The organism is Novosphingobium sp. NBM11 (genome assembly GCF_015390225.1).
Lineage (GTDB): Bacteria > Pseudomonadota > Alphaproteobacteria > Sphingomonadales > Sphingomonadaceae > Novosphingobium.
Genome location: NZ_VUOG01000003.1, coordinates 835,259 through 861,163 on the forward strand (window position 1 = coordinate 835,259; position 25,905 = coordinate 861,163).

General features: G+C 65.0%; 22 protein-coding genes. 8 read left to right on the forward strand and 14 right to left on the reverse strand.

The genetic code is table 11. The features are described 5' to 3' along the window. Positions 1 to 2: 2 nt before the first annotated feature. Positions 3 to 1,340 (reverse strand): MFS transporter, encoded by a 1,338-nt coding sequence (locus tag F1640_RS23865; protein WP_124808612.1) that lies wholly within the window; start codon positions 1,338 to 1,340, stop codon positions 3 to 5. Position 1,341: 1 nt separating this feature from the next. Then, entirely contained in the window at positions 1,342 to 2,538 is a 1,197-nt protein-coding gene (locus F1640_RS23870; protein WP_194921974.1) for a cytochrome P450, read from the reverse strand. 180 nt (positions 2,539 to 2,718) lie between these two features. Between F1640_RS23870 and F1640_RS23875 the strand changes: the two genes are divergently transcribed. Then, the gene (locus F1640_RS23875) at positions 2,719 to 3,222 is read left to right on the forward strand and encodes a MarR family winged helix-turn-helix transcriptional regulator (RefSeq protein ID WP_190287239.1); all 504 of its coding nucleotides are present in this window, start codon (positions 2,719 to 2,721) and stop codon (positions 3,220 to 3,222) included. A 246-nt stretch (positions 3,223 to 3,468) separates the two neighbouring features. Beyond that, positions 3,469 to 5,838, forward strand: a complete 2,370-nt coding sequence (locus F1640_RS23880; protein ID WP_124809425.1) for a TonB-dependent receptor — start codon at positions 3,469 to 3,471, stop codon at positions 5,836 to 5,838. Between the two features lie 156 nt (positions 5,839 to 5,994). On the opposite strand, the gene F1640_RS23885 is transcribed toward F1640_RS23880, so the two are convergent. Both F1640_RS23885 and F1640_RS23890 read right to left on the reverse strand, forming a co-directional pair. After that, entirely contained in the window at positions 5,995 to 7,668 is a 1,674-nt protein-coding gene (locus F1640_RS23885; RefSeq protein WP_124809426.1) for a CocE/NonD family hydrolase, read from the reverse strand. Between the two features lie 2 nt (positions 7,669 to 7,670). Beyond that, on the reverse strand, positions 7,671 to 7,844 hold the full coding sequence (locus tag F1640_RS23890) for a hypothetical protein (RefSeq protein WP_190287240.1): 174 nt from the start codon (positions 7,842 to 7,844) through the stop codon (positions 7,671 to 7,673). 114 nt (positions 7,845 to 7,958) lie between these two features. On the opposite strand from F1640_RS23890, the gene F1640_RS23895 reads away from it, so the two are divergent. Together F1640_RS23895 and F1640_RS23900 are read left to right on the forward strand one after the other, a co-directional pair. Continuing rightward, entirely contained in the window at positions 7,959 to 8,465 is a 507-nt protein-coding gene (locus F1640_RS23895) for a MarR family winged helix-turn-helix transcriptional regulator (protein ID WP_124809427.1), read from the forward strand. Positions 8,466 to 8,568: 103 nt separating this feature from the next. After that, complete coding sequence (locus tag F1640_RS23900; protein WP_223806632.1) at positions 8,569 to 8,880, forward strand: hypothetical protein; 312 nt, start codon at positions 8,569 to 8,571, stop codon at positions 8,878 to 8,880. 66 nt (positions 8,881 to 8,946) lie between these two features. Here F1640_RS23900 and F1640_RS23905 read toward each other — a convergent pair whose 3' ends face one another. Continuing rightward, positions 8,947 to 9,804: a catechol 1,2-dioxygenase gene (locus tag F1640_RS23905; protein WP_124809428.1), complete on the reverse strand. Its 858-nt coding sequence runs from the start codon at positions 9,802 to 9,804 to the stop codon at positions 8,947 to 8,949. 131 nt (positions 9,805 to 9,935) lie between these two features. On the opposite strand from F1640_RS23905, the gene F1640_RS23910 reads away from it, so the two are divergent. The 3 genes from F1640_RS23910 to F1640_RS23920 are packed head-to-tail and all read left to right on the forward strand — an operon-like array spanning position 9,936 to position 14,015. Next, positions 9,936 to 11,204 carry a cytochrome P450 gene (locus F1640_RS23910; RefSeq protein WP_124809429.1) on the forward strand — a complete coding sequence of 423 codons (1,269 nt, stop codon included), beginning with the start codon at positions 9,936 to 9,938 and terminating at the stop codon, positions 11,202 to 11,204. Between the two features lie 43 nt (positions 11,205 to 11,247). Further along, the gene (locus F1640_RS23915; RefSeq protein ID WP_124809430.1) at positions 11,248 to 12,543 is read left to right on the forward strand and encodes a glutamine synthetase family protein; all 1,296 of its coding nucleotides are present in this window, start codon (positions 11,248 to 11,250) and stop codon (positions 12,541 to 12,543) included. Between the two features lie 14 nt (positions 12,544 to 12,557). Beyond that, complete coding sequence (locus F1640_RS23920; RefSeq protein ID WP_124809431.1) at positions 12,558 to 14,015, forward strand: aldehyde dehydrogenase; 1,458 nt, start codon at positions 12,558 to 12,560, stop codon at positions 14,013 to 14,015. A gap of 32 nt (positions 14,016 to 14,047) precedes the next feature. On the opposite strand, the gene F1640_RS23925 is transcribed toward F1640_RS23920, so the two are convergent. Together F1640_RS23925 and F1640_RS23930 are read right to left on the reverse strand one after the other, a co-directional pair. After that, on the reverse strand, positions 14,048 to 14,500 hold the full coding sequence (locus tag F1640_RS23925; protein WP_194921976.1) for a DUF3237 family protein: 453 nt from the start codon (positions 14,498 to 14,500) through the stop codon (positions 14,048 to 14,050). After that, complete coding sequence (locus F1640_RS23930) at positions 14,500 to 15,186, reverse strand: DUF3237 domain-containing protein (protein ID WP_124809433.1); 687 nt, start codon at positions 15,184 to 15,186, stop codon at positions 14,500 to 14,502. The genes F1640_RS23925 and F1640_RS23930 overlap by 1 nt, the downstream gene beginning before the upstream one ends. Between F1640_RS23930 and F1640_RS23935 the strand changes: the two genes are divergently transcribed. Then, positions 15,131 to 15,679, forward strand: coding sequence for a MarR family winged helix-turn-helix transcriptional regulator (locus tag F1640_RS23935; protein WP_255530705.1), 549 nt, complete (start codon positions 15,131 to 15,133; stop codon positions 15,677 to 15,679). The genes F1640_RS23930 and F1640_RS23935 overlap by 56 nt on opposite strands. Here the strand turns inward: F1640_RS23935 and F1640_RS23940 are convergent. From F1640_RS23940 to F1640_RS23970, 7 genes are all read right to left on the reverse strand, one after another. Next, positions 15,664 to 16,470, reverse strand: a complete 807-nt coding sequence (locus tag F1640_RS23940) for an alpha/beta fold hydrolase (RefSeq protein WP_194921979.1) — start codon at positions 16,468 to 16,470, stop codon at positions 15,664 to 15,666. The two genes, F1640_RS23935 and F1640_RS23940, sit on opposite strands and share 16 nt — an antisense overlap. Before the next feature lie 27 nt (positions 16,471 to 16,497). Beyond that, positions 16,498 to 17,355 carry a hypothetical protein gene (locus F1640_RS23945; RefSeq protein ID WP_194921982.1) on the reverse strand — a complete coding sequence of 286 codons (858 nt, stop codon included), beginning with the start codon at positions 17,353 to 17,355 and terminating at the stop codon, positions 16,498 to 16,500. Further along, entirely contained in the window at positions 17,352 to 18,680 is a 1,329-nt protein-coding gene (locus F1640_RS23950) for an MFS transporter (RefSeq protein ID WP_190287242.1), read from the reverse strand. The genes F1640_RS23945 and F1640_RS23950 overlap by 4 nt, the downstream gene beginning before the upstream one ends. After that, entirely contained in the window at positions 18,670 to 20,130 is a 1,461-nt protein-coding gene (locus F1640_RS23955; protein WP_124809438.1) for a carotenoid oxygenase family protein, read from the reverse strand. Before F1640_RS23955 ends, F1640_RS23950 begins: the two co-directional genes overlap by 11 nt. 67 nt (positions 20,131 to 20,197) lie before the next feature. Next, positions 20,198 to 21,736 (reverse strand): MmgE/PrpD family protein, encoded by a 1,539-nt coding sequence (locus F1640_RS23960; RefSeq protein ID WP_194921983.1) that lies wholly within the window; start codon positions 21,734 to 21,736, stop codon positions 20,198 to 20,200. Continuing rightward, positions 21,723 to 24,536, reverse strand: coding sequence for a TonB-dependent receptor domain-containing protein (locus F1640_RS23965; protein WP_124809440.1), 2,814 nt, complete (start codon positions 24,534 to 24,536; stop codon positions 21,723 to 21,725). The genes F1640_RS23960 and F1640_RS23965 overlap by 14 nt, the downstream gene beginning before the upstream one ends. A 456-nt stretch (positions 24,537 to 24,992) precedes the next feature. Next, positions 24,993 to 25,796: an acetoacetate decarboxylase family protein gene (locus F1640_RS23970; protein ID WP_124809441.1), complete on the reverse strand. Its 804-nt coding sequence runs from the start codon at positions 25,794 to 25,796 to the stop codon at positions 24,993 to 24,995. Positions 25,797 to 25,905: the final 109 nt, after the last annotated feature.

Here is a 25,905-nt window from a genome sequence, read left to right on the forward strand (position 1 = left end):
TCTCAGCGGTGGGCGGCGGCAACCGCGGCGCCGTAACCGCGCCGGGCGGTGGCGATCAGCGCAAACGCAACGATTGCGGCCAGGCCGGTAACCAGCGCCAGGGAACGGCCCACGGCAAGGTCAGACTGGAAAACGCGATCGGTCGCGAGCGCCACGAATGTCGGGCCGAAGCCCATGCCGATCAGGTTGATGGCAAAGAGATAGAGGGCGGTAACCTGCCCGCGGAACTCGTTGGGGGTGATGGCGTGAAGGGCTGCCGGCGCTATGCCGGTCGGCACGCCCAGGAAAAAGCTGGTCCAGGCGAGTGCGGCAAGCGCCAAGGCTGGCGAGGAGGCGAGGCCGACGAATGGCACTACCGGAATGACCGCCGCCATTCCCAGAAGCGAAGCGCGCAAGGCGCCATCCGGCTTTCCCGAAGTGGTCATCCGGTCGGCCAGCCAGCCACCGCAAAGAATGCCGGCGCATCCCGAAGTCAGCAGGATCACGCCATAGGCAAAGGCGATGTCCCCGGCGCTCCAGTGGTGGACGCGAATAAACAGGGAAGGTACCCAAGCCGAAAGGCCGTAGCTGATGATGGCGTTGACGCCGAAGCCAGTCACGATCGCGAACAGGATTCCCGCCTGGGCGCGAAAGAAGGCGAACGTCTCGGCCATATCGGGCAAATGGTGATCGCCCTTTCGGCGCTCCTGGCGTTTCGGTTCGCGGACAAGCAGCATGAGCCCGGCCACGGCCAGCCCCGGAATTCCGACGATCATGAAGGCGGCCTGCCAAGGCCTTACCGTGCCGGCGAGCGGCAGGGTCACCGCAGCTTCCTGCGAGGCGGCGGTGACCGCAAGCCCGCCCAGAATCAGCGCTACGCCCGAACCGACGAAGATGCCCATCGTATAGGCGCTCATCGCCCGGCCGCGACGAGCGGGGGCGAAGTAGTCCGATATCAGCGAATAAGCAGCCGGGGAAAGCGTCGCTTCGCCCACGCCGACCATGATGCGCGCGGCGAAAAGCTGGTGGAAGGTTTGCGCGAAGCCACAAGCGACGGTGGCAAGACACCACAACACCATGCCACCCGCTATCATGGCCTTGCGGCTGCCACGGTCTGCCCACCGCCCCAGGAACATGCCAAGGAACGTGTAGAAGATCGCAAAGGCGAAGCCGTGCAACAGGCTGATGGCGGTGTCGCTCAGTTGCAGGTCTGCCCGGATGGGCTGGACCATCAGGCTCAATATCTGCCGATCCACGAACGCGATCGTGTAAGCGAGCAGCAGGACGGCTATTACCAGCCACGCGCGCAGCGGGGCGGGATAGCCGCTATCCTCGGCCCGCCCGGCGCCCCGCGCGGCCATGTCAGGCGCGCTCAAGGCGAACCGGCAGGCTGGACAGCCCGCGCAACCAGTTGATGCGCTGGTACGAGGGCTTGCCGGCCAGTTCGATGCGGGCAACCTTGCTGGCAATCGTCGACATCAGAACATCGGCCTCCAGTCGGGCCATCATTTGCCCCACACAGGCATGAATGCCAAACCCGAAGGCCAGATGCCCCGATGTCTTGCGTTCGATATCGAAGCGTTCGGGGTCCGACCACTGACGGGGATCGCGATTGGCGGCGGAAAGGAACAGGATCACCTTTTCTTCCGCTCCGATCCGCACGCCGCCTATATCCACCTCTCGCGTGGTCGTGCGGCCGATATAGGGGCTGGGTGCCCGGTAGCGCAGGCCCTCGTCGAATGCCGCGCGCGCGCGGGTCGGGTCGGCGCGCAATTGCGCCCACGCCTCGGGGTGGCGGGCGAGCGCCTCCAGCGTAAAGCCGATCCCGTTGATCGTGGTGTCCATGCCGGCCGAGATGAAAATGCGGACGAGCAGGCCGGCTTCTTCCTCGGTGATTTCGCCCGTATCGACCGCATCGAAGATCGCGGATCCCAGCGTATCCGGGGCGACGGCATCGCGCCGGCAATTCTCGACAACCCAATCGAGGATCGGTGTCGCCCGCTCCAGCGCGGCGCGATACAGGTCGTTCTTCTCACCCATCGCATTGAAGTTGAGCTCGGAATAGATGAGCAGATTGCGGCGGTTTTCCTTGCGGAAGCCCACCGCGTCGGGCAGCGCCGCGAATGGGAAGGCTTCCGCCAGATCGGCGACGAGGTCGACCTCGCCGCGATCGAGCGCCGCATCCACAATGCTTTCGGCCGTCGCCACGAAGTCCGCCTTGAGTTTGCGGAGTACGGCGGGGGACAGAATACGGCTCAGCAACCGGCGATATTTGCCGTGCTCCGGCGGATCGTTCTCGAGAATGAGGCTCGGTTGCCTCCAGTTGCCCTGTTTCCGGATGTTGGTGAAACCGGTGCCCGAAGCCGAGGAGAACGTCTCCCAATCCGAAAACACCGCGTGAACATCGGCGTGTCGGCCCACGGCCCACACGCCGTGCCGCGCAAGATAGACGGCGGGCGCCGTTTCCCGAACCAGATCGTCGTATTGATCGGGCGCCGCCATCGCGTCGGCGGAGAACAAGTCGAAATCGAGCGTCGGCGCGCTGGAGGCGTCGGTCATGGACATCCTGTCGAGAGTTTCGTGGCCGGATGCCATGCCGATGGCCTGCGAGCACAGTGCGCAAACGGCTCCGACACGACATCCTCTTCCCATTTAGTTTACATAGCAACTTATGATTGTCAATCGCGTCGGATGCGGACCGGCTTGTGCTCAGCGGCGGAAGCCCCCAAAAGAGATGGCATGAACCAGTCCTCCAAACCTTCCTCGCGCAAGGTAATCGACCGTCATCTTTATGTTCCGCACTACCTCGTTGTTCTGGCCAACGGCATGGAACGCGGACAGTCGCGCATCTATCTGAAGCATTTCGGAATCGGCATCAACGAAGCGCGAATCATCACCGTCATCGCGCACAGCGGCCCGCTCACCGCTGCGGAGATTTCTGAAATTCTCGTGATGAACAAGTCTATTACGAGCCGATCCATGCAAGTTCTCGAAGGCAAGGGACTGGTTAGCATCGGCGATTCGAAGCGATCGCGGCCGATCCAGCTGACGGACGAGGGCTATGCCCTTCACGACCGGATTGTCGCGGTTTCGCTGGCTCGTGAGAAACTGATGCTCGACGGCTTCTCTCCGAACGAGAAAACCATCGTGCTGGGCTATCTCGCGCGCATGTTCAACAACATGGAGCTGGCCAACGCCATCGACCCCCTGGAAGTCGAGCGAGAGATCCGCCCGACAGCATGACAATCGCCTTGACATAGGTTGCTATATAAACCAATAGCACTCCCGACAATTCGCCATGAGAGCGATGTGGAGGGGAATTGCATGTATGCGTGATCGATAGACTGACCACATTCCGGAGCTCGCCGGCAGGCGCCTCCGCTCCATCCATCTCATGATCCGGTTCAAACAACGGCGCCGCTCGGGTGCCGGCGGATCGGCGTGTCCGACGGCGACGCCGCATGCTCCGCAAGTCCAGGGAGAACATCAATGTTTCGCAATTTCAGCTCGCGTGCGCGGCGCGCGCATGTTTTGGCAAATGCCAGCCTCGCGGCGGTCGCTCTTGTCGGCTGGACGCCAGCGGCTTCGGCCCAGGAAGCCGCCGAACAACAAGGCACTGCCGATCCGTCCACCTCGCCCGAAACGACGGGTGAAATCGTGGTGACGGCGCAGTTCCGCGCCCAGAATCTCCAGGACACTCCACTGGCTATCACGGCCGTGGATGCCGCTTCGATCCAGAACCGTAACCTTGGCAGCGTCGTGGACGTGGCAGCGGCAGCGCCCAACGTGAACATCCGCCCCGGCGGCTCCGCCTTTGGCCCGGCCGCGCAAGTCTATATTCGCGGTATCGGCCAGTACGACAGCAGCTTCGCGTTCGAACCGGGCGTGGGCATGTACGTCGATGACGTGTTCCACGGCACCTTGCTGGGTTCGATCTTCGACCTGCTCGACCTTGACCGTGTGGAAATCCTGCGCGGCCCGCAGGGTACACTGGCGGGCAAGAATTCGATCGGCGGCGCGGTAAAACTCTATTCGGCAAAGCCCACCGGCAGCGGCACCGGCTATGTCGAGGCGGGATACGGGGCCTTCAACCGCATCGAACTGAAGGGCAGCGCCGATTTCGCGCTGGTGCCCGACAAGCTGTTCGTCCGCGTATCGGGCGTTTCGAAGACGCGGGACGGCTATCTGACCCGTCTGGACTACGGCTGCCTCAACCCGGCCAGCGGCGTTCCGGCGGCGACCACCGGCGCGGATTGCAAGCTCGGCAAGGAAGGGGGCCAGAACATGCAGGCGGGGCGTCTCGCCCTGCGCTGGCTCGCCACCGATAAGCTCGAGGTGAACCTGGTGGGCATGGTAACCGAAGACCATTCGGAAATCGGTGCCAGCAAGCTGCTGTCGCTGACCACCACCGCCTCGATGCCTGCGGGCACGAATCCCGCCCAGTTCATCACCGGCCCCAATTCCTATACCAACTACGCCACCTATCTGAATCTGCCCTTCACCGATGCCACCGGCAGCCACGGCGCCACCTACATCCCGCCGGTCAGCAAGGTCAGCGGCCGCGAAGTCTATGGCACGATCGATTACAAGTTCGGCGATGGTCTCGCGCTCAAGGCGATCTCGGCCTACCAGCGCTACAAGGGCAGCTATGGTTCCGACCTCGATCTCACGCCATACTCCACCAATTCCGCCAACTACATCTACGATCACGAGCAGTTCACCCAGGAGTTGCGCCTCAGCGGATCGTCTTTCCAGGACAAACTGGAATGGACCGTTGGCGGCTTCTACTACAAGGCGACGAGCAAATTTGGCGGTGTGACGTTCATCGCGCCCGGCACGGCGACCCAGAACTTCTATGTTACGCGCGACCGCATTCCCGCCCGTAGCGTTTCGGCCTTCGCGCATGCTTCGTACAAGCTGACCGACGCGCTGACGGTGACGGGCGGCATCCGCTATACCGACGACAAGAAGACCTATACCTACGGCCGCCTCAATCCCTACGACGTGTCTCAGCCCGCCTATACCGTGGCTGGCGCGATCAATGGCGTCACCGGCCGGTTTGCCAAGACCCGCTGGGATTACCGCGCCAACGTGGATTACCGCTGGTCGCATAACGTGATGACCTACGCGCAGTTCTCCACCGGCTACAAGGGTGGCGGCGTCAATCCGCGTCCGTTCGCGCCGGAACAGGCCGTCTCGTTCAATCCCGAAACGCTCACGGCCTGGGAAATCGGCGCCAAGACCGATTTCTTCGACCGCGCGCTCCGCGTGAACATTTCCGCGTTCATCAACAAATACAAGGACATCGTTTTCACCAACGTTTCCCCCACGGTCAACAGCGTGACCAACGCCACGCCGGTCAATGCGGGTGACGCGGACATGAAGGGCGTCGAGGTCGAAGTGACCGCCCGCCCGGTCGAAGGGTTGACCATCGACGCTTCGGGCAGCTGGCTCGACTTCCAGCTGACCCGGATTGGCGCCACCGGGGCAACCATCCGCGGCATCACGCTTGGCAACAAGGCACCCTATGCGCCGGAATGGAAATTCGGCGCCGGCGTCCAGTACGCCTTCGCAGTGGGAGATGCGGGGACGATCACTCCGCGCGTGGACGTGAATTACCAGTCCTCGTTCTTCTCCAATATCGACAACAATCCGCTGGCCAAGGTCGATGGCTATGCGGTCGCCAACGGCCGTTTGACCTTCGAGGACGCATCGCGCGACTGGCAGTTTTCGGTTTCGGTCACCAACATGTTCAACAAGTTCTATTACCTGAACAAGATCCGTTACCCGATTGGCATCGTCGTGGGGCAGCCGGCCCTGCCGCGCGAATGGAAAGTCAGCGTTCGTCGCAATTTCTGAACAGGACAGGGCGGTGCTGGAAAGGCACCGCCCTGCAAAAAATCAAGACGTACCCCATCGCCAGGTTTCAGTAGTCCCGCGATGGCCGGATGCCCGCTATGCCAGTGCCTTTTCGGCCCTGCGGCCTTTGGCTGGCGGTTGCCGACAGGTTGTCGGTCAGCCCTCCGCCTTCGGGATTACCGGCAGCAGCAGGTGCGAGTTGTGCTCCGGCCCGATGTGGATGATGTGGCGACCGGCGTTGCGCGTCGCCTCGTGGCGCGCAAACGGCAGGAACGGCGCGCCTTCGGCGTAGATATCCGCGCCCTTGATCACGATCCTTAGAGTTTCTCCTGCGTGAAAAAGCGTGGAGGATGGCCAGATTTCGATGTCCACCGGCACGATTTCGCCCGGCGCCAGCCGCTGTTCGCGAACGTGGGTGTGGAACGGTTGCAGCGGCGTGCTTCGGACCGGGTCGGTTTCGCGGTGGCTGGCCCGAAGCCAGCCGAGCGCGACCGGTCCATCTTCGAAGAACGCATAGAAGGTCTGGCCAAGCGGCTGGCCATCGCGATCGAGTTTCTGCAACGCCACGAACAGGTCCATGTCGTCGGACCCTTCGGCCTCCACCCACAGGCGCAGGCTGGCGTGGCCGGTAAGTTCCGTGTCCTGTTCGAAACGATGGTCGAACACGGCTTCGCCTTCTGTGGCATCATAAGCGATCGCGGCAGGACTATCTGGGCGATCCGCGTCCAGTGTGCCGTCGGCATGCAGCCACAGCGGCGTGGGCACCGTTCGGGCGAGGGGCCATTCCCGTTCGGCGCGCTCCACCGCCTCGCCGTGCCGTTCGCGCACTTCGATGCGGACCGGCGGCCACGCGGCCAAGGCGGTCTGCCGGTCCTTCAGGAAGTGATCGAAGAACGCTTCGCGCCGGGCCTGGCTCTGCGCCAGATAATAGTGCGCCCACTTCTTCTGACCATGCACGTCGAGCCATTTTCGCGGACTGGACATCGCCTTGAACGCTTCCAGCGTGCCGCGCGTGTGCAGCCCCTGGTCCGACCAGCTGGCGACAACCCACGCCGGCGTGCGGATCGCGGCCAGGTCGATCTCCTTCGAATGCCAGAAGGCATCCATCAGCGGATGGGCCTGCGCGTTTTCCCACGTATCTTCGGTCTGGTTCAGCGAGAAGCGGATGTTGTCGGACGCGCGCGGCAGAAAGCCGGTTTCGAGAATGCCGCCGTGATAGGCGAATTCGCGATACCAGTCGGTGAAGCCTTCCCACGGGTTGATCGCCGCCAGCGCGGGCGGGTTCAGCGCCGCGACCCAGAACTGGATCGCCGCCAGATAGGAAACGCCGGTCATGCCGACCTTGCCGTTCGACCAGGGCTGGTCTGCCAGCCAGTTGATCGTATCGGCGCAATCCTGAGCCTCGACCGCGCCGTTGTGATGGAAGTCGCCTTCCGAAAGCCACGCCCCGCGCGGATCGACCACGACCACGGCATAGCCCAGCGCGCCCCATTTGACCGGGTCCGCGCCTTCGAACGGCGTCAGCGGCGAAAGCCATTCCGGATTGACGCCCGACCGCGGCCAGAACACCTGGTTGGACTGGGCGTGCTTGCCATAGGGGCTCCATGACAGCAGCACCGGCAGGTCGGCTTCGCCGCGCGGACCTTCCGGCCGATAGACATCGGCGTAGATGCGCACGCCATCGCGCAACGGGATGGCGACATTGCGCTCGATCACCAGACCCGCCTCGTGGCGCAGCGCATAATCGATCGGCGGCAGCGGCGGCTTGTTCGGCGCGGTGTGCGGATCGACTCCGGGGCGCATGATCGGGGCGAAACCGGTGCCGGTCACGATCACAGCGCCACGATGTCTTGGCTGCGGGCCCAGCGATAGACGGGGTTCTGCTCGTAGATCACCGCCCGGGTGTCGCCCGGCACGGAAGGTGCGATCCCGCGCAGCCGGTCCAGTTCAATCGAGATGGTGAAGGCATATTCGCACTGCGGCGCACATTGGTGTGGGGCGGTCACGCTCGTCCTCTCCTGCGGGCTACATTAAGTTATTGATTAATCACCGCTGACAGTTGTTGATATATCTACAACCTGCGCGTGACAAGACGGTTTCAGTCGGGTATTGGTCGTGTCATGGACAGGGCCACTCCGCCGGATGACGATCCGACGCTTCGCGCTTCCGAACGGCGATGGAAGCTGTTCGGGCAAAGCCATCTTCCCTATCGCATCCTGTTGCTGGCCAAGATGATCGACCGGGTCACCTCGCAGCACGTGCGCGAAAGGGCGGCGATGTCGCTGGCCGAATGGCGCGTGATTTCGCACGTCGAACTGATGGGCCAGTGCAGCGCCAGCGAAATTGCTGACGCCGCTTTCGTCGACCGGGCCGAGGTCAGCCGGGCCGTGGGCGTGCTGGAAGGGCGGGGCCTGATCCAGCGCGAACCCCACCCGCGCAACCGCAAGAGCAGCCTGATTTCGCTGACCGAGGAAGGCAAGCGAATCTACGCCTCCGTGCGCGAGGAGCGCAGCGGCATGTACGAGGACTGGCTTGGCGATCTTTCGGCCGACGAGCGCCGACAGCTCGATATCGAGCTGCGCAAGGTCATGCGCCGGGTCGTTCTCGCCAACCCGGATATTCTCTGACGCGAACAAGGCGCCACGGTCTGGTGCTTTCCGGCCGTCGGTGGCACAAGGCGGGATGCTTCCCCACACACGAGCAATCGTCGCCGCAACGGCCCACGCCTTCATGTTCGGCCACAAGGTTGCAGGCGTGCATGACAACGAATCCGGACAGGATCTGCGTATCGCTGCGGAAGTGCGGGGCGATAGAATTCAGGGCAGGGATGGCGATCGATCGTCGACGTTCGGCGGGACGCGGTCCGAAATCCATGATGCCGCCGACAACGCGTTCGTGTCGCTGGAGATCGACGGCCGGAACGCGCGTGGCTTTGATCGCGCGTCATCCAGCCATTATTCGCTGACGGTCACGGATCAGGTGGTGCAACTGTACGACCATTCGGCAGGCGCGTGGTTCGCCTTCAGCATCCAGGTCGTCTGAGGCCCCCGATTCTGCCCTGGCGCTGATCCGTGATCGCCTGATGCCGTCTCTTTCGAACCGCACGCATCACGGTCGGGCGAACCACACGTGGACCTGGCTGGTGCCGGTGGCGTTCTCGTAGTCGGAATAACGCACGCCCGGCCAGGTCCATTCGCGGCCGCCACAGGCGCCCGCCATCATCAGGTAATGGCCAAAGCGCGCTTCGGGCACGTGCTTGAGGAATTCGGGCATGGTGTCGATGACCGAGGCGTGATCGCCCCTGTAGAACCATTCCAGCCGTTCGAGATCGGCCTCGCGCGCTTCCGGGCGGCTGATGTGGATCGGGTCGGAGGCCTCGTGGAGATGGAGTACGGACAGCGGCCAGAAGCGGTGGCTCATCGATCCGCTGGCCAGCAGCAGCACGCGGCGGTCCGACGCGGCGATGGCCTGGCCGATGCCCTGGCCGACGGCAAGGAAATCGGGCGTTTCGCCGGTCTGCGCGCAGCTTACCGAAAGCCATTCCTCGCCCGCGTGCAGATAGTGGGCGAGGTTCACCGTGGGATAATGGATCGGCAGGCAGGGATCGGCGATCGCGTTGGTGCGCACGCCGCAGGCGGTGGCGCGTTCCGCGATGGCACCGGCGAGAGCGGGATTGCCTTTCAGGTCATAGGGCACCTGGCTCATCCCGCGCGGCAGTTCGTCCGAGGTAAACAGGCCGGTGCGGTGCTCCTGCCCGCTGACGCAGAATTCCACGGTGGTGAACCAGTGGGAATCGAGCACGATCACCGTGTCCGGCCGGATCGCGTCCATCACTTCGCTGCGGAAGCGGTGCAGGCCGGGAACGAGGCTGATCTCCTTGCCCTCGTTCAGTTCGTAGCGGTCTTCCTGCGACAACATGATGGTGGGGGCGTGGGCCAGCAGCGCGGCACCGACGATTTCTCCCATGGGGCAATCCTTTCCGTATGAACGCGCCGTTCCGCGCGTCAAATCACCATGCTTCTTTCCGGCAATCAGGCCCGCGCAGCTTGGCCGTTTTGGCCAAGTCGGGGCGGGGGACCGTTCCTATCGTCAGGAGCATGGAAACTTATCCGTTCTCCCGCTCGCAAGATGCCTTCGTCGACCTGTCATCGCAGGATGCCTTCAACGAAGGCGCGCCTTTCGCCACCTTCGACCGGCTGCGCCGGGAAGACCCGTTCGCGTGGACGGACATGTCCGATGGCGGGAAGGGCTTCTGGAACGTGGTGCGCCACGCCGATCTGCTGGAACTGAACCGGCAGCCCGATCTCCTTTCGTCGGCCAGCGGCATCCGCATGGAGGATCAGTCGCCCGAGGAATACGAAGCGCGCAAGACCTTCCAGGAAACCGATCCGCCGCAGCATCGCGCTTTCCGCGCGCTGGTTTCCAAGGCCTTTTCGCGCTCGACCGTGGCAGGGTACGAGGAAGCGATCCGCCGCATCGTGACCGAACTGCTCGACGAGGCGCTGGAAGCCGGCGAATTCGACGCGGTCGATTCCATCGCCCGGCGACTGCCGATGCAGATGCTGGCGCAGATCATGGGCGTACCCGCCGACGATGCCGCCTGGCTGGTGGAAAAGGGCGATGCGCTCATTTCCAATTCGGACCCCGACTATACCGACTTCGTGATCGACAAGGTCGATACCGACGAATACCGGCTGCTGCCGTTCCGTTCGCCGGCGGCGGTGGAACTGTTCGACTACGCCAACGATCTGCTCGACCGGATGGACGCGGGCGAACAGATCGGTGTGCTGAACCTGGTGCGCGAGGAAACCAGCCACGGCACGCGGATGCCGCGCGACGAGTTCCGCAACTTCTTCTGCCTGCTGGTCGCGGCGGGGAACGACACCACCCGCTATTCGATCGCGGCGACGCTGCATGCGCTGGCGAACAATCCGGTCTTGCTGGCGCAGATCCAGCAGCCCGATTTCGCGCTGTGGGACGAAGCGACCGACGAGATGATCCGCTGGGCCTCGCCCACCTCGCACTTCCGCCGCACCGCCACGCGTGATTTCGATTTCCACGGCAAGCCGGTGAAAGCCGGGGACAAGGTGATTATGTGGTTCCTTTCGGGCAACCGCGACGAGACCGCGATCCCCGATCCCTACCGGCTCGATCTGACCCGGCCGCGTAACCCGTTCCTTTCGTTCGGGCAGGGCGGGCCGCACATCTGCCTCGGCATGTGGCTGGCCAAGCTGGAAGTGAAGATCGTGCTGCAGGAACTGGCGCGGCGGGTGAAGGTGATCGGGCAGACCGCCGATCACCGCTATCTGCGGTCCAACTTCATTCACGGAATCAAATACCTGCCGGTCAGGGTCGAAAGAAAATGAGGGCACCTGCGTGAACAGAATAGTGCCTGGGGAGATTGCAGCCATGACCGAACTCGCCGCCGGCGATCGCGTAAGAATCCTGTTCGCCGACCAGCTCAACCTGGCGCGCGGCAAGTACGTTCCTTCCAGCGAGGCGCGCAAGGGCCACGCGCGCCTGTGTGTTGGAACCTATGCGGTTACATATAGTAAGGCTCTTGTACCAGCGCCCGGCGGCGGCCTGCTCGATGGGCTGCCCGACATGGAAGCGCGGTTCGATGCCAACGATCTGCGCCCGGGCTGGGAAGCCGGCACGCAGATCGCGCTGGCCGACCTCCATTTCCAGGGGGAACCGTTCCCGCTGTGCGGGCGCAGCGCGCTCAAGCGCGCGATCGACGGCTGGCGTCAGCACGGGCTGGAGCCGATGGTCGGCATGGAACTGGAAGCCTATATCTTCCAGCGCGGCCCGAACGGCGAATGGGTGCCCTATGAAACGCCGGGCGCCTTCGTCTATGGCACCGGCCCGTTCACCGATCCCGCCGGGCTGATCGACGATATCTGGGCCATGGCCGCGCGCTGCGGGTTGCCGATCGAATCGATCAACGCCGAATTCGATGCGCCGCAGTTCGAACTGACGCTGCGCTATGCCGACGCGCTGCGCGCCGCGGATGACGTGTTCCTGTTCCGCCAGATGGCGCGCGAACTGCTGATCCGGCGCGGCTACCTGTTGTCGTTCCTGCCCAAGCCCTTCGCCGAAAAGAGCGGCAGCGGACTGCACTTCAACATCAGCTTCACCGAGCATTCGGGCCGCAACGCCTTTGCCGACGATGTCGCCAACGGGGCGCCTTCGAAGCTGATGGCCGGCTGCATCGCGGGCATGTTGCAGCACCACGAGGCGCTGGCGGCGATCATGGCGCCGCTCACCAACAGCTATGCGCGGCTGCAACCGGCCAGCCTTTCGGGCTACTGGGCGAACTGGGGCATTGATCACCGCTCGGTCACCGTGCGCGTTTCGGCGGAAACCGGCGCGGCGGCGCGGATCGAGCATCGCCTGGCCGATTGCGCGGCCAGTCCCTATTTCGCGCTGGCAGCGGCCCTCCAGGCGGCGTTGCTGGGCTACGAGAAGGGCTATGAACTGCCGGCGCGCGAGACCAACGACGGGCTGGAAACCACGGTCACCGACCGGCACACGCCGCATTCGCTGCCCGAAGCGCTCGATGCGCTGGAAGCCGATACGGTTCTGACCGAAACGCTCGGGACCGAACTCGTAGCCAATTTCATCGCGATCAAGCGGCAGGAAGTGCTCGAACTCGAAGGCAAGTCCGAAGCCGAACAGATCGCCTACTACCTGCACTTCATCTGAGGGTCCTGCCGACCATGCGTGAGCGCGTTTCGATCGAGGGCGTGGATGTCTCGCCCGATCACTTTATCGATGGCCGCCGGGTTGCGTCGGCCGAAACCTTCGAAACGCGCTGCCCGTTCGACTGGGACCGCAAGCTGGCGGACGTATCGCGCGGCGATGCCGGAACCGCCGCCTTGGCGGTCGAGGCCGCGACGCGCGCCTTTCCGGTCTGGTCAGCGATGGCGGCGGCGGAGCGCGGGGCGATCCTGCATCGCCTGGCCGATCTGATCGACGCCAACATCGAACGGCTGGCGATCGTGGAATGCATGGACATGGCCATGCTCCACGAAAGTCTGCGCCTGCGCGTGATCGCGCGCGGCGCGCTCAATTTCCGCAACTACGCCGATCTCGCCAGCGATTATCGCGAGCGCGTGTGGTCCTCGCGCGGCACGGCCAACCGGGTGATCCGGATGCCGTCCGGCCCTTCGGTGATCATCACGCCGTGGAACGCGCCGTTCATGCTGTCCACGTGGAAGTGCGCGCCGGCGCTGGCGGCGGGCAACACGGTGATCCTGAAACCCGCCGAATGGTCGCCGCTTTCGGCATCGGTACTTGCGGACCTGATCGAGCAGGCGGGCTTTCCGCCGGGCGTGTTCAACATCGTGCAGGGCTTCGGCCGCGATCTGGGCATGGCGCTGGTCAGCGATCCGCGCGTCAAGCGCATCAGCTTTACCGGCTCGGTTCCCACCGCGCGGGTGATCGGCCGCGCGGCGGCGGACAACATCGTGCCGTTCACCGCCGAGCTTGGCGGCAAGTCGCCGCTGCTGGTGTTCGCCGACGCCGACATTGACGCGGCGGCGAAGAAGGCGGCGGGACAATACGATGACAGCGGCCAAGTCTGCATGGCCGGCACACGCATCATCGTGGAGGAGAGCGTGCGCGAGGAGTTCCTAGAACGCTTCCACGCCTATGCCGACGCTCATGTCCTCGGCGACAGCCGCGATCCGACGACGACGATGTCGGCGCTGATCCACCCCGATCATGTCGCGCGGGTGATGGGCTTTATCGACCGTGCGCGCGCGGCCGGCGATACAATCGTGCGCGGCGGCAAGCTGTGGCGCGAAGGCGCGAACTTCATCGAACCGACGCTGATCGTGCCGCGTTCCAACGATAGCGAAGTGGTGCAGAACGAAGTGTTCGGCCCGGTGCTGACATTCCAGACCTTCAAGACCGAGGAGGAAGGCGTCGCGCTGGCCAATTCCACCGCCTATGGCCTGTCCGGCATCGTCTATACCGGCGATGCTGCCCGCGCCGAACGCGTCGGCCGCGCGGTGCGCGGCGGCACGGTCTGGGTCAACACCTTCCTGGTGCGCGATCTGACCGCGCCGTTCGGCGGCATCGGCATATCGGGCCTGGGACGCGAAGGCGGCGACTACGCGCTCGATTTCCACTCCGACCTCAAGACGCTGCAGATCCTGGAGGGCAGCGTCTGAGGCCCAGGCGGTCTGGTCGCGGCGTTCCCGGTTTAGAGAACTTCGGCATAGCGGATAAGAACGGAGTCCTCGCCCAGCGGTTCGATCACGCCGACGAAGAACAGGCCCAGCACCCAGTTGTGATCGCTGCGCACATCGGCATCGACCCAGCTCGTCACGCGCTGGTACCCGTCCATCCGCGCATAGCCGATATTGCGGATGTAGAGCCATTCGCCCTTGTCATCCCGAAGGACGATATGCGTGTGCAGGTCGGTTACGCCATCGCTGCGGCCGAGCGAGTAATCCCCGCCGCCGTTGGGATAGACGCTGCCCGCGATCTTTCCGGTGATGCTGCCGCCGATGATCTTGCGCATCCGGCGTTCCCCGTGCGGCGTCTGCTCGCTGCGCACGGGCTCGAAATCCAGCCGGACTTCGAACGCGGGCTCGAAGTCGATAGGGGCCACGAAACGAGGTTCGCGATCAAGCGGAATGGACAGTTCGGTCATCACAGCACCTCGTAATAGGTGAATACGGTACGGTCGGGATCGGTCCGGCGCAGGCCATGACCGATGATCAGCGTGTGGTTCAGCCAGTCGTGCGGGCTGTTCCGGGGCGCGTCGAAGAAGGGCGACGTGCGCATGCGCAGCGGCACTTCGTTGTCCGGCGGCGCGACGAAGTCCTGGTTGATGGCCTCGCCGGGCGCGCGCGGCGGCAGGCGGCGGTCCAGCGCCGCGGCGGGATCCCAGCCGACCCGGCGCATATAGCCGCGGTTGTTGATGTAGATCTGGTGGCCGTCGCTCGCTTCGAACATGTAATGCGCATCCAGCGGACCGCCGCCGCCGCCGAAGTCGGCTCCGCCATAAGGAACGACCGTGCCTTGCAGGCGGGGGCCCCAGATATCTCCGCCGATCGTGGGCACGAACGCGCGGCGATAGGGCGCTTCGATCATCACGCGCTCGCGGAAGAACACGCTCACCGAAAAGGCCCAGCGATAGGATATGCCGCCCATTGTCTGGACGGGTGGCTCCGCCGGTGAAGAAAGGTGTTCCGTCATTGCATGACATCCTCTTGAGAGTGGATCGGGATTGTATCTATCCGTTGCCGGACCGCCATTTTTTGCGAAAGTGGCACTCGACATGCATCGATCAACAGACCATGCACAGGCCATGGCCAACGCGAGACCGACCAGCATTCGTGCGATTGACGACAGCAGCCAGCCCGAGCGCGCCGACCGGTCGACCGCGGCGCCGCGTAGCGACGTCAGTCTCCCGCCCGAGCTTGGCAGCGCGGTGGGATTCCAGATCCGGCGTGCCACGGGCGTGGCGGATGCGCTGTTTTCCGAAACGTTCGGCGAGATGGAAATCACCGCTGCCCAGTATGCGATCCTGATGGTGGTGCGTCACAATCCGGGTTGTCGCACGTCGACGGCGGGAAGCCTGCTCGGCATCACGCCCAACAATCTCGTACCCCTGCTCGATAGCCTCACGGCGCGGGGTTATATCCGCCGCACGCTGAGCACCACCGACCGGCGTGTCCGGCACCTGCGGCTCACCCCGCGCGGACAGGAACTCTGCGCCGCGCTGGTGGCACGGCATGAAGCCATCCAGGCCAAGTTGGAAGAACGCATGGGGCATGGGCAAGTCGCGGAATTTCTCCGTTTGCTGACGCTTTACTGCGGCGGCTGATCGGCAGCGGACGCGGGGGCGTCCAGATGCGCAAGCAGCGCATCGTTGAAGGCCGCCGGATTCTCCACGTAGCCGAGATGGGCCGCATTCGGCAGGATCACGCTGCGGCCGTTCTGGACGCCCTGCGTCATCACCGGCACCGAGGCGCCACGCGGGCCGTCCTCGGCACCGCCGATCACGAGCGTCGGCGCCGAAATGGAAGCCAGCGCCGCGCGCAGATCGACGTCGCGCAGCACGCTGGTATTGCCGGCATAGCCGACCGGCGCCATGCCCGCCATCGCCGCGACCAGCCGTTCGACCGCATCCTTGTGCCCGGCGCGGAAGCCATCGCTCAGCCAGCTCTCGATGGTGCTGCGTGCTATTCCGGCCATGCCTTCGGCCCGTGCCTTTGCGGCCAGTTCGTCCCACACAGGCTTGTTCGGGATGAACGGCGTCGAATTGGCGAGCACGAGGCGGCGGATGCGGCCGGGATGGTTCGCGGCCAGCCACATACCGGTCATTCCCCCTTGCGAGACGCCGACGTAATCGGCGCGCTCCATGCCCAGCGCATCCAGAATCGCGAGGACATCCTGACCCAGCGTTTCGACGGAATAGCTGCCTTCCGGCGCATCGCTAGCCCCGTGTCCGCGCGTATCGAACCGTACCACGCGGCGATGGGCCAGCGCCGGCATCTGCGCGTCGAAACAGGCGATGTTGCCGCCAAGGTGATGGGAGAGGATGACCGGCAGGCCATCCTCGGGGCCTTCGACAAGCACGTTGAGGCGGCAATCGCCGCTGGCGATGAAGGGCATGGGAAGCAGCTCCTGGTCCGGTGAGAGTCAGTGGCCCCAGCGCGCGGCGGGCGCCCACGGGGTTTCCATGTAATAGGGCACGGCGATGAAGGTGGCTTCGACCCCGGTGATTCTGCCGGCCTTGATCTTGAACAGCTCCAGCAGGTGCCAGCTGTGCGGTTCGCGGAAGATCGCCTTCATCTCCGTGCCGTCGGTCAGTTCATAGGTGTCCAGCACGCCCTTGTGGTCGATAAAGCCGCGCGCCATCACGAGGCCCCTGGCTTCGTCGACCACCACGTAATCGCGATCCCGTACCCGCTCGTTGAACCGGTAGCGGCCCAGGCGGAACAGCTTCTCGACATCGGCATAGGCCTTGCCGTTTTCGTAGCGGACGCAATCCTCGGTGAAGGCGGTGTTGCGGATTTCGCCGGTATTGTTCTCCAGCGTCTCGAAATAGCCGTTCGCGATGGAAATCAGCGTGGCCCGGTCCATGCGCTCGTCCGGCGTGACCAGGGCGGTCAGGTCAGGATCGTGATCGAACTCCTCGACCGGGCCGATCGGCGTGGGCGGGCCGGAGAGGTTGCGCGGGGTCGAAAAGACATGCTCCGCCTCAACGATCTCGCCCGCCTCCACGCGCAGGCGGATGGCGAGGAAGCCGGTCACGTCGAGCGTGCGGATCGCGGTGGAGATGCCGATGCTGTTCTGCACCGTATCCACCAGCGTCAACGCCGGGCCAAGTTCCTCGGCGATGCTGTCCCATGTGCCGTCCGGAAACGGCAGGGCAACGCTGTTCTCGCTGAAGCGCACGCGCGTGGAGATCGGCGCCAGCGACGGATTGCGGGCGGCGTAGGCCGCGCGATACTGGTCGGCAATGCGGCGCAGACCCGCTTCGACGGTATCGGTCATGGCGTGGGTCCTTCCTGGGGAGCAAACGTTTTCGCAGCGTCGAGATCCTCGCGCAGGCGGAGCGACGCCAGGACCATCAGGACGGCGGCGATCGCGACGCAGAAGGTGGCGAGAATCATGGAATAGCGCACCGCTTCGTCGCCATAGAGGCCGGCCCAGCGATCGTTCAGCCAGCCGATCGCCAGCGGCCCCACGATCTGGCCGACCATGTTGACGCAGAACAGGAAAATCGCCGCGGTGGTCGCGCGCATGGAGGGCGGCACGATCGCGGCCATCGCGGCATAGCTGGGGCCGAAATGCATGGCCCCGGCAAGCGACGCCAAGGCGAGGCCGGAAAGCGCGAGCGGCAGATTGTCGGAGAGCAGGAACAGCAGTTCGGCCGGCACCGAGATCGCCGCGCCGATCGCCGGCAGCAGCAGCAGCCAGCGCGGATCGCGCCGTGCCGCCCAACCCGCGAGCGCGCCCCCGCCGATCACGCCGATGATGCTCGAAAGCCCGCGAATGGGGCCGTAGGCGGTCGCCGCCTCGCCCGGCGTTAGGCCGTGGACCCTCATCAGGAACGTCGGCGTCCAGGTGATGGTCGCATAGGTGGTGACGGCAAGGAAGGCCCCGGCGGCGCACATCAGGCCGAAGCTGCGGCGCGTGCGCAGCCATGTCCACACCGTCGCGAACGAAGGCGCTTCCGCCTTGCCGGCCTTGTCCTGCCGCACCGGCTCGGGAACGGTCAGGAAAAGCAGCGTGGCCATGCCCATGCCGAACGCGCCGGCCACGAAATAGGCGGAGCGCCATCCGTAATGCTGGGCGATGAAGCCGGCGGCGGGCAGCATGAGCAGCGCGGCGAGGCCGGAGCCGGAGGTCATGATCGACAAGGCCAGCGGCCGCCCCTTCGGGCCGAAGCGGTCCGACAGCAGGGCCGTGGTCGGCGCAATCCCGGCCGCTTCCGCCGCGCCCATCAGGAAGCGGGTCAGCGCCAGTTGCACGACATTGGCCACGGCGCCGGTCAGCACCGTCATCAGGCTCCAGGCCGCGCAGCCGAGCGCGAGGATGTTCCGCCGGTTGCCGCGATCGGCGAAGCGCGCGATGGGCACGCCGAGGCCGGAATAGAGCAGCACGAATGCAAAGCCGGTGATCAGGCCCAGCATCGTGTCGGAGATGTGCAGCTCCTTCTTGATCAGCGGCAGAACGATGCTGAGGATGCTGCGATCGAGGAAGCTCAGCGCATAGATCACGGTGACGACGGCGAGCGTGTAGACGGACATTGGCGTCCAGTCGCTGCCAGCGCCGGAGCCGTCGGGGGCGGATGGCCGGGCGGGCTCACCAGACATGGAGCTGCTCGTCGCTGTACCAGCGGCCATGGACCTGCACGTTGGAACGGAACGGCAGGATCACCCTGCCGACGGCGCCGTCCTCGGGATGAAGGGCATCCGCCACCACCAGTTCGGTGCGCATCTCGGCATAGTTGCTGGCCGTTCCGATCAGCCAGCCATCGCCCTCCTCGGCGCCTTTATGGCGGGGCACGAACGTCACTTCCTGCAAGGCGTGGGTGGGGCCGGCGAAGAACGAGCGCATGGTGCGGTCTCTCATGTCGAACACGCCATAGCTGTTCGTCACTCGGCGCGCGCCGGTGCCGATCCGGTCGCGGTCGAGCGGCTTGGTCGCGTCGTTGAACGAGGTGTAGGCATAGCGCGTCTCGCGCCCCATGAACCGTTCGTCGACCCGGCCCAGATCGATCACGGGCAGGTCGGGGAACAGCACGTCCTCTTGTACGCGATCATCCTTCGAACCGAGATCGAAGGTCAGCCGGCGGATCAGCGCACGGCTCTTGACCGGATCCCATTGGGAACCGTCCGCGAAGGGGAAGAAGGGGAAGGGGTTGTCCTCGAACATCGGCGCGTCGAGGATCACCTTGTCGCCGTCGGCCCAGGCATTGAACGTGTGGATGACGGCGCGCGTCGGGCCTTGGAACCAGCGCAGATCGCCGGCCTCGCCATCGCGCGGCATGATCCCGTACCAGGTGGGCTTCGTCCCATCCCAATGCCAGTGCACCTTGCCTGCCTTCAGCCGCTCCATGTCGGTGACATAGCCGAACACCGGGAAGATTACGTGCCGTTCGGTGATCGCAAAGTCATGGATCATGCTGACATAGGGCATTTTGAGCCGCGTTTCGCGGGTTACCGTGCCATCGCGGGCGATCGTGTAGAGAAACACGTCATTGGTCGCGAGACCGGTGGCCTCGTAGCCGAACGTCACCATCTCGCCCGTGACCGGATCGATCTTCGGGTGCGCGGTGAAGGTCTGGCTGCGGTATTCGCCGCCAAAATCGTGAAAGCCCTTGGTGTCGAGCGTGACCGGGTCGATCTCGGTCGGCGGCGCGTCCTCCTTCAGCGCGAACAGCCTGCCAGCGTGGACTTCCGGGCTGGTGTTGGCAACGGTGTTGCGCCAGGGCTCGTCGACATGGCTGACCGAGGGGTCGGTGTCGAAGGGATTGCGGTAGTAGCCATAGAGCTGCCGTCCCGCCGCCTGGTTGTTCAGGTAGCGCTCGGTCCTGATCCACCGCCCCTTGTAATCGACCTTGCCGTTGCGGAACCGGAACCGGCTGACGTAGCCGTCCGTGTTGAACGGCGTATCGTCCTTGTGGAGCAGGGGATAGGCGCCATCGCCGCCTACGCGAATGAAGGCGCCGTTCAGCCCGTCAGGGATGGTCCCTTCTATCTGGCAATCGGGAACCTCCGCCTCGAACGACTGCGGCGCAAAAAAGTCTGATGTTTGTGACATGGAGAAAGGGACTCTCTGATCCGGTAGACGTGTGGGCGAGGTTCAAAAGCGTTGTCGGGATGGCGGTTCAGGCAGGGAACCGCGTGGCGTTGGCGAGCAGCGCCGCGAAGGACGTCATGTCGGTTTCCTTCTCGATCGCGCCGATCCGCTGCCGCAGCTCGTTGGCGACGGATTCCGGCACGTTGCCGACGAAGGCGACCTGTTGATGGAACTTGGCTTCGACTTCCTGTGCCGTGCTGCCCGCATAGTGGCGCGGACGCCCGCGAAGCGTTTCCGTCAACACCTTGCCATCGCGGCGGCGCACGGTCAGGACGATTCCCTTCTCACCGGCCGGCAACGCGGCGAGCGTCGTGCGCTCGATCAGGCTGGTCAGTGCCGGATCGGCGATGGCGGAAGGTGCATAGTCTTCCTGCCGCAGATCGCCGCGCAGCAGCGCGACGGAGCAGGCGAAACGCAGGTTGAAATTGGCCTGCGAATGCAGCGACGGCCCCGGCAGCAGCGGCTTGGCGATGAACAGGCCCAGGATGCGCGGCTCGACCTGGATCGTGACGGAGTCGATCGCCTGGGGATCGAGTTTTTCGCGCGCGCGCAGGGTGAGCGCGCTTTCGATCGCCGGATGGTTGGCCGCGCAGGATGGCCAGGGCTTGAAATAGATCTCGCCATTCCATTCCTGCCCCAATCCGCCGGTCAGCAGATCGGGCCGCGCGCAGCCCGCGGTGAACTGGGCGTAGAAGCCGCACGGGGACAGCAACGGGTCGGTCATGCCGCTCCAGCCTATCTCGGCGAAATGCGCGGCGACGATGCCGTTCCGGGCAGCCGTGCCCTGGAGGATCTTCCAGCTGTTGGCACCGTCCCAGACGTTCTGGACCGTTCCGCCGATCTGATCCGCGGCAATGCCCAGCGCCTGCCGAGTCTTTTCCGGCGAAAGCCCGCGCGCATTGGCCGCGATCGCGGCGGCAGCCATGGTGACATGCAGCGGCACGCCATCCCAGCCATCGTTGAAATCGAGCCCCGACGCCGCGATCGAACGGGCCGAGAAATCATCCCCGATCGCCATCGTGGTGATGAACTTGCGCCCGTCAGAATGCGCGGCTTCGGCCAGCGCCAGCGCCGTCATCACCGAGGTCGGGGCGTTGTGCGAAGGCGAGATCACGTCGCGCACCTTCACCGTCATCACCTCGAAGTCGAAGGCGCGGGCGAGCATGGCATTGGCCATCGCCGCGTCCGCCACCGAAGCCTTGCGGCCGGTGCCGAAGACGCTCGCCTCGCCGCCGCTGGCGCTGGCGAGCATCCCCGACACGGCCGCCTGCCCTTCGCCGCGCACGCCACCGATGGTGCAGCCGATCACGTCGAGCAGGCGAAGCTTGGCGCGCTCCAACGCGCCCGCGTCCAACTGCGCGAACGTGGCGGTGGCGACGTGGTTGGCGATGAGGCCGCTGAGGCCGCCATCGGCGACGCTCGGCGCGGGCCGCTGCCTTGGCGCCCGGGTGGTGGCGGGCGCCGGAGGCGGAGCCGATGCTGCCGCCAGCGACGCCGCCGGGATCGCCAGCGCCGCGCCGGCAAGGACGGAACGGCGGCCGACCGCCAGCGGATCAGAAGCGGACATTGGCGCCCAGCGTGAAAGCCCGACCGATCGTGTCATAGTAGATCCCGTTCGTCAGCGTGAAGACAGTCGTCGAAGGCAGCGCCGGCGGGGCGGTGTTGAAGACGTTGTTCACACCCGCGAACAGGCGGAACCTTTCCCCGACCTCCTGGCTGATCTGCAGGTTCAGGTATTGATAGGCGGGCACGCGGTTGGTGTTGATCGAGGTGGCGGCATTCAGGTTTGCCGTATTGTCGATGTTGCCCGCCGAGATGGTGGTGACCTGCCCGGTCAGCGAGAAGCCGCCGCGCTGATAGGTAAGAGACGTGTTGGAGCGGAAGCGCGGCAAACCGGCCGGGCTGTTGTCCCGGACATAGTCGATCGTCGCCGATCCGTTGCCGAGGTTGCTGTAGTAGTGGAACACGTAGGTTCCGCTGAAGCTCAGTGTCAGCGATCCCTTCCACCCGTCATGGATCGTATCGAGCGGCAGGCGGTAGTTGCCGGCGATGTCGAGGCCATTCGTGCGCAGCGAGGCGGCGTTCAGATAGCGGGCGTTGTAGGCCGTCGGCGTGGTGCCCGCGAACGTGAAGAGCGAGCAGAAATAGGTCTGCCCCGCCGAGCAGAGATTGCCCGCCACCGTGCCGGAAACGGTGGTGACCGCGTCCTTCAGGTTGATGTTGTAATAGTCGACCGACAGCGTGAAGCGCGGCGCGAAGCGGGGATTGATGACGGCGCCGATCGTTAGCGTGTCCGCCTTTTCCGGTCGGAGCGCCGCATTGCCGATCGTGGCGTTCTGCGGGATGAGTGCGGCGGTTACCCCGTTCACCGTGGCGGACAGGTTGGTGACCGCGCCGGCCGAAGAGGTTTCGAAGATGGCGGGCGCCCGGATGTCGCGCGAACGGGTGCCGCGCAGGCGCAGGCCGTCGAACGGCTCCCAGACCGCCCCGCCCTTCCACGTCGTCTGCGTGCCGGCGGTGCTGTAGCCGGCCACGCGCACGGCGCCGTTGAGATCGAGCGAGCGCAGGCCCGGCAGATCGCGGGCGAGCGGGACGAGCGCCTCCACATAACCTTCCTTGACGTTGAAGCGGCCGCTGTAAGGCGCGGCGTTCGACGTTTCATAGAGACCGGCGGCGGCCACGGCATCGGCACCGACGACTTCCTTCTCGCGGCGATATTCGGCGCCGAGCGCGATCGAGACAGGGCCAGCCCACGTCGAGAAGGGCGAACCGCGCAGGTTCGCCGCTGCCGTCACCTGCTCATACTTGGCGGTCGCGACCGAGGTATCCAGAATGTAGTTGATCGCTGCGGCCGACGGCGTCCCGTTGCCGAAAAGGTTGATCGGTACGCAGCCAGCAGCGGCGGCGTTGAAGGATGGACCGGGAACCGTGGCGCGACACACGATATCGTTGCCCGAACGAACGGCATCGGTGGCGAAACGGAACTTGGTCAGGTTGCGGTTGTTGGGAACGGTCTGCCTGTAGTCATTCTGCGCCCAGGTAACATGCGCATCCCACGACCACCCGCCGCCCAGCTTGCCCGAGGCGCCGGCCATCAGACGCGGCGTCTTGTTGGTGACGTTCACCTTGAACAGGCCGATATCGTAATCGAGGCGCGAAATGGTGAAGCTGGGCAACGCGCCCATCGCCGTGCGCACGACGTCCGGGATGAAGGGATTGCTGGCCAGAATGGTGACGGACGAATCGCGCGGTGGCAGCGCCGTGAGATGGGCGGTGGTCTGCGAGTAGGATGCCTCCGCCATGACGGTGAGCGCGTCGCTGAACTCGTATTCGGCGTGCAGATAGGGATTGAAGCGCTCGACGCTCGGCGCCAGCGAAACGCCCTGCGCCAGCGACTTGCCCTGTCCACCGACCTGCAGCGAGGCATTGCGGATGCCGCCGCCATCGAAAGGCGCAACCGTGGTGGCCGAGGTGAACTCGTAGTTGCGCAGCGCGAAGCCCGCCGGGCCGGTGATCAGCCCGCCGGGCGAGGAGCCCGCGTGAACGTTGCTGGCGATGATGTTGGCCGGCTGGCCGTTGGTGGCGAAGGCCGCGTTGGCGACACGGCCATATTCGTTGGCGCCCCACGGCCGCGAATAGATGTCGCCCACCTCGTTGTTTTTCACATAGTCGACACCAGCGACGATGTGGCCGCCCTCGCCGAATTCGACACCGCCCAGTGCGGCCAGGCGATAATTGCCGGCATCGCCATACGTGCTCACGCCGGCCTGGCCGCGCAGTTCCAGACCCTTGAAGCGGTTCTTGAGGATGATGTTGACGACACCGGCCACGGCGTCCGATCCCCACTGCGCCGATGCGCCGCCGGTCACGACTTCGACGCGTTCGACCATGAGCGTGGGGATGGTGTTGAGGTCCGGCGCGCTCGGCGTGGTGCCCGTGCCGTTGCTGGCCGGGGCGAGAGGGGGCACGCGCGCACCGTTGACGAGGACGAGCGTGCGCGCGGCGCCAAGGCCACGCAGATCCGCCGTCGACGCGCCCGGGGTCTGGGTGCGGATGGCGTTGGCGCTCGGGCTGGTCGTGGCGCGGAAGGCCGGCTGCTCGTTGAGCAGGGCGGCCACGTTGGACACTTGGCGCGCATCGATCGCGCCGGCACCCAGCACCGTCGTCGGCGTGGGGGCATCCGCGCCGTTGGGTGCTGCGCGCGACGCGGTCACCACGATGGCGGCGGCGTCCGGTGCTTCGTCTGTGGCTGTGTCGGTGTTCTGAGGCGTGGCCTGCGCCATCGCTCCAGCCGGTATCGCCAGCGCCAGTGCGCATCCGGCGCACAAGGCTGCCCGCAGACGGCGCTCGCCTGATCCAAGCGTCATTATCACTCTCCCCAGTCGTTGGAATTATTAGTTCTGAACATAGAACTATTCTGTTTTCAGCATGACTGTCAAGTGCCGCGGCACGAGGCCGGAACGCGGCACCGAATCGACGGGGCAAGCGCCTCAACGCGTTGCGAGCATTGACCGCCCGAACAGACGTGATGGCGCAAGCCGTCGACGCCCGCACGAGCGGGGGTACGGATACGATCGCCATGACCGCTATGCGGTGCTCGGAGTTGGTTCTGAAGGTGCCGTGCCGGTGAGCGTCGCCTGCATGCGCGCTTCGATCCATGGCGTCGATTCGGCGGTGAGCGCTCCCCACCGCCGGCATTTATATCGACGACATGCCGGCGTGACCGGAGGTCGGGAGGTACGGCATGATCACCGCCCGATTTCGCAAGCCCGCATGGGCAAGAACAAGTCTACTGGTTCAATCCGCGCGGCGGGCGCGGCGCATTACACGCGGTTGCGCCGGCGCAGCGTGGTTCCCGCCTTCCACGAAACGCCCACTTCGTGCCAGTACCCGGCGATCTTTTCCTGCGGGGCGATATCGAGCAGTTCCTCCACCGGGGAATCGAACAGCGACAGGTCGAAATCGCCCTTGAAGCAGCGGCCGAAGTCGACGTCGTAGCTTGCCATCGTCACCACTTCGTCAAGGCTGTCGGTGCCGTCGGTCTCGATCGAGGGCATCCAGCGGTTGTGCGCCATCGGCAGGCCGTTGACGAACCCGGGCTTCTCCGCCGTATCGGTGATGGTGAAGCGGCCTTCCGCCAGGCGCCGGTCGAAGGCCGCCAGCGTCACGCCGAAGGTGCCGCCCGGCTCCAGCCGGGGGCCGGCCTTGCCGACCACGACAGGGCGGCTCATGTGGATCGAGCCGAGCTTCTTGGGATAGCCCTGGTGCTGGCCGCGCAGCACCGCGAATTCCTTGTCCACCCAGATATAGATGCAGCGCGAATAATGCTTGCCCTCGAACTTGCAGCGGACGACGAAGAACATCTCCTTGTACTGCACGCGCACGGGATCGAGCAGGTGGCCGGGTTCCTCGCTCACGCTTTGCCAGTCGGCCCAGATCGCGGCGACGGCGCCGGGGTCCTCGTCGGCCGGCTCGAAGCCATTGGGCAGCAGCGCCGCAACCCGGGCGGGGTCGGTCCGGTATTCGAGCGTGATCAGTTCGCCCGAATAGTGCCAGGGCACCGGCGGCACGATCGACGCCTTGCCCGACGGCGTGCGCGGATAGAACAGACCCTTGAGATCGGACATGATGACTCCCCGTGGCAATTGCGGCGGTTCTAGGCGGTGCCGCCCGACGCAACTTGGCCAACTCGGCCAATCCCGTGCGCCGCGGCACCGCTAGGACTGGCGGCAACAG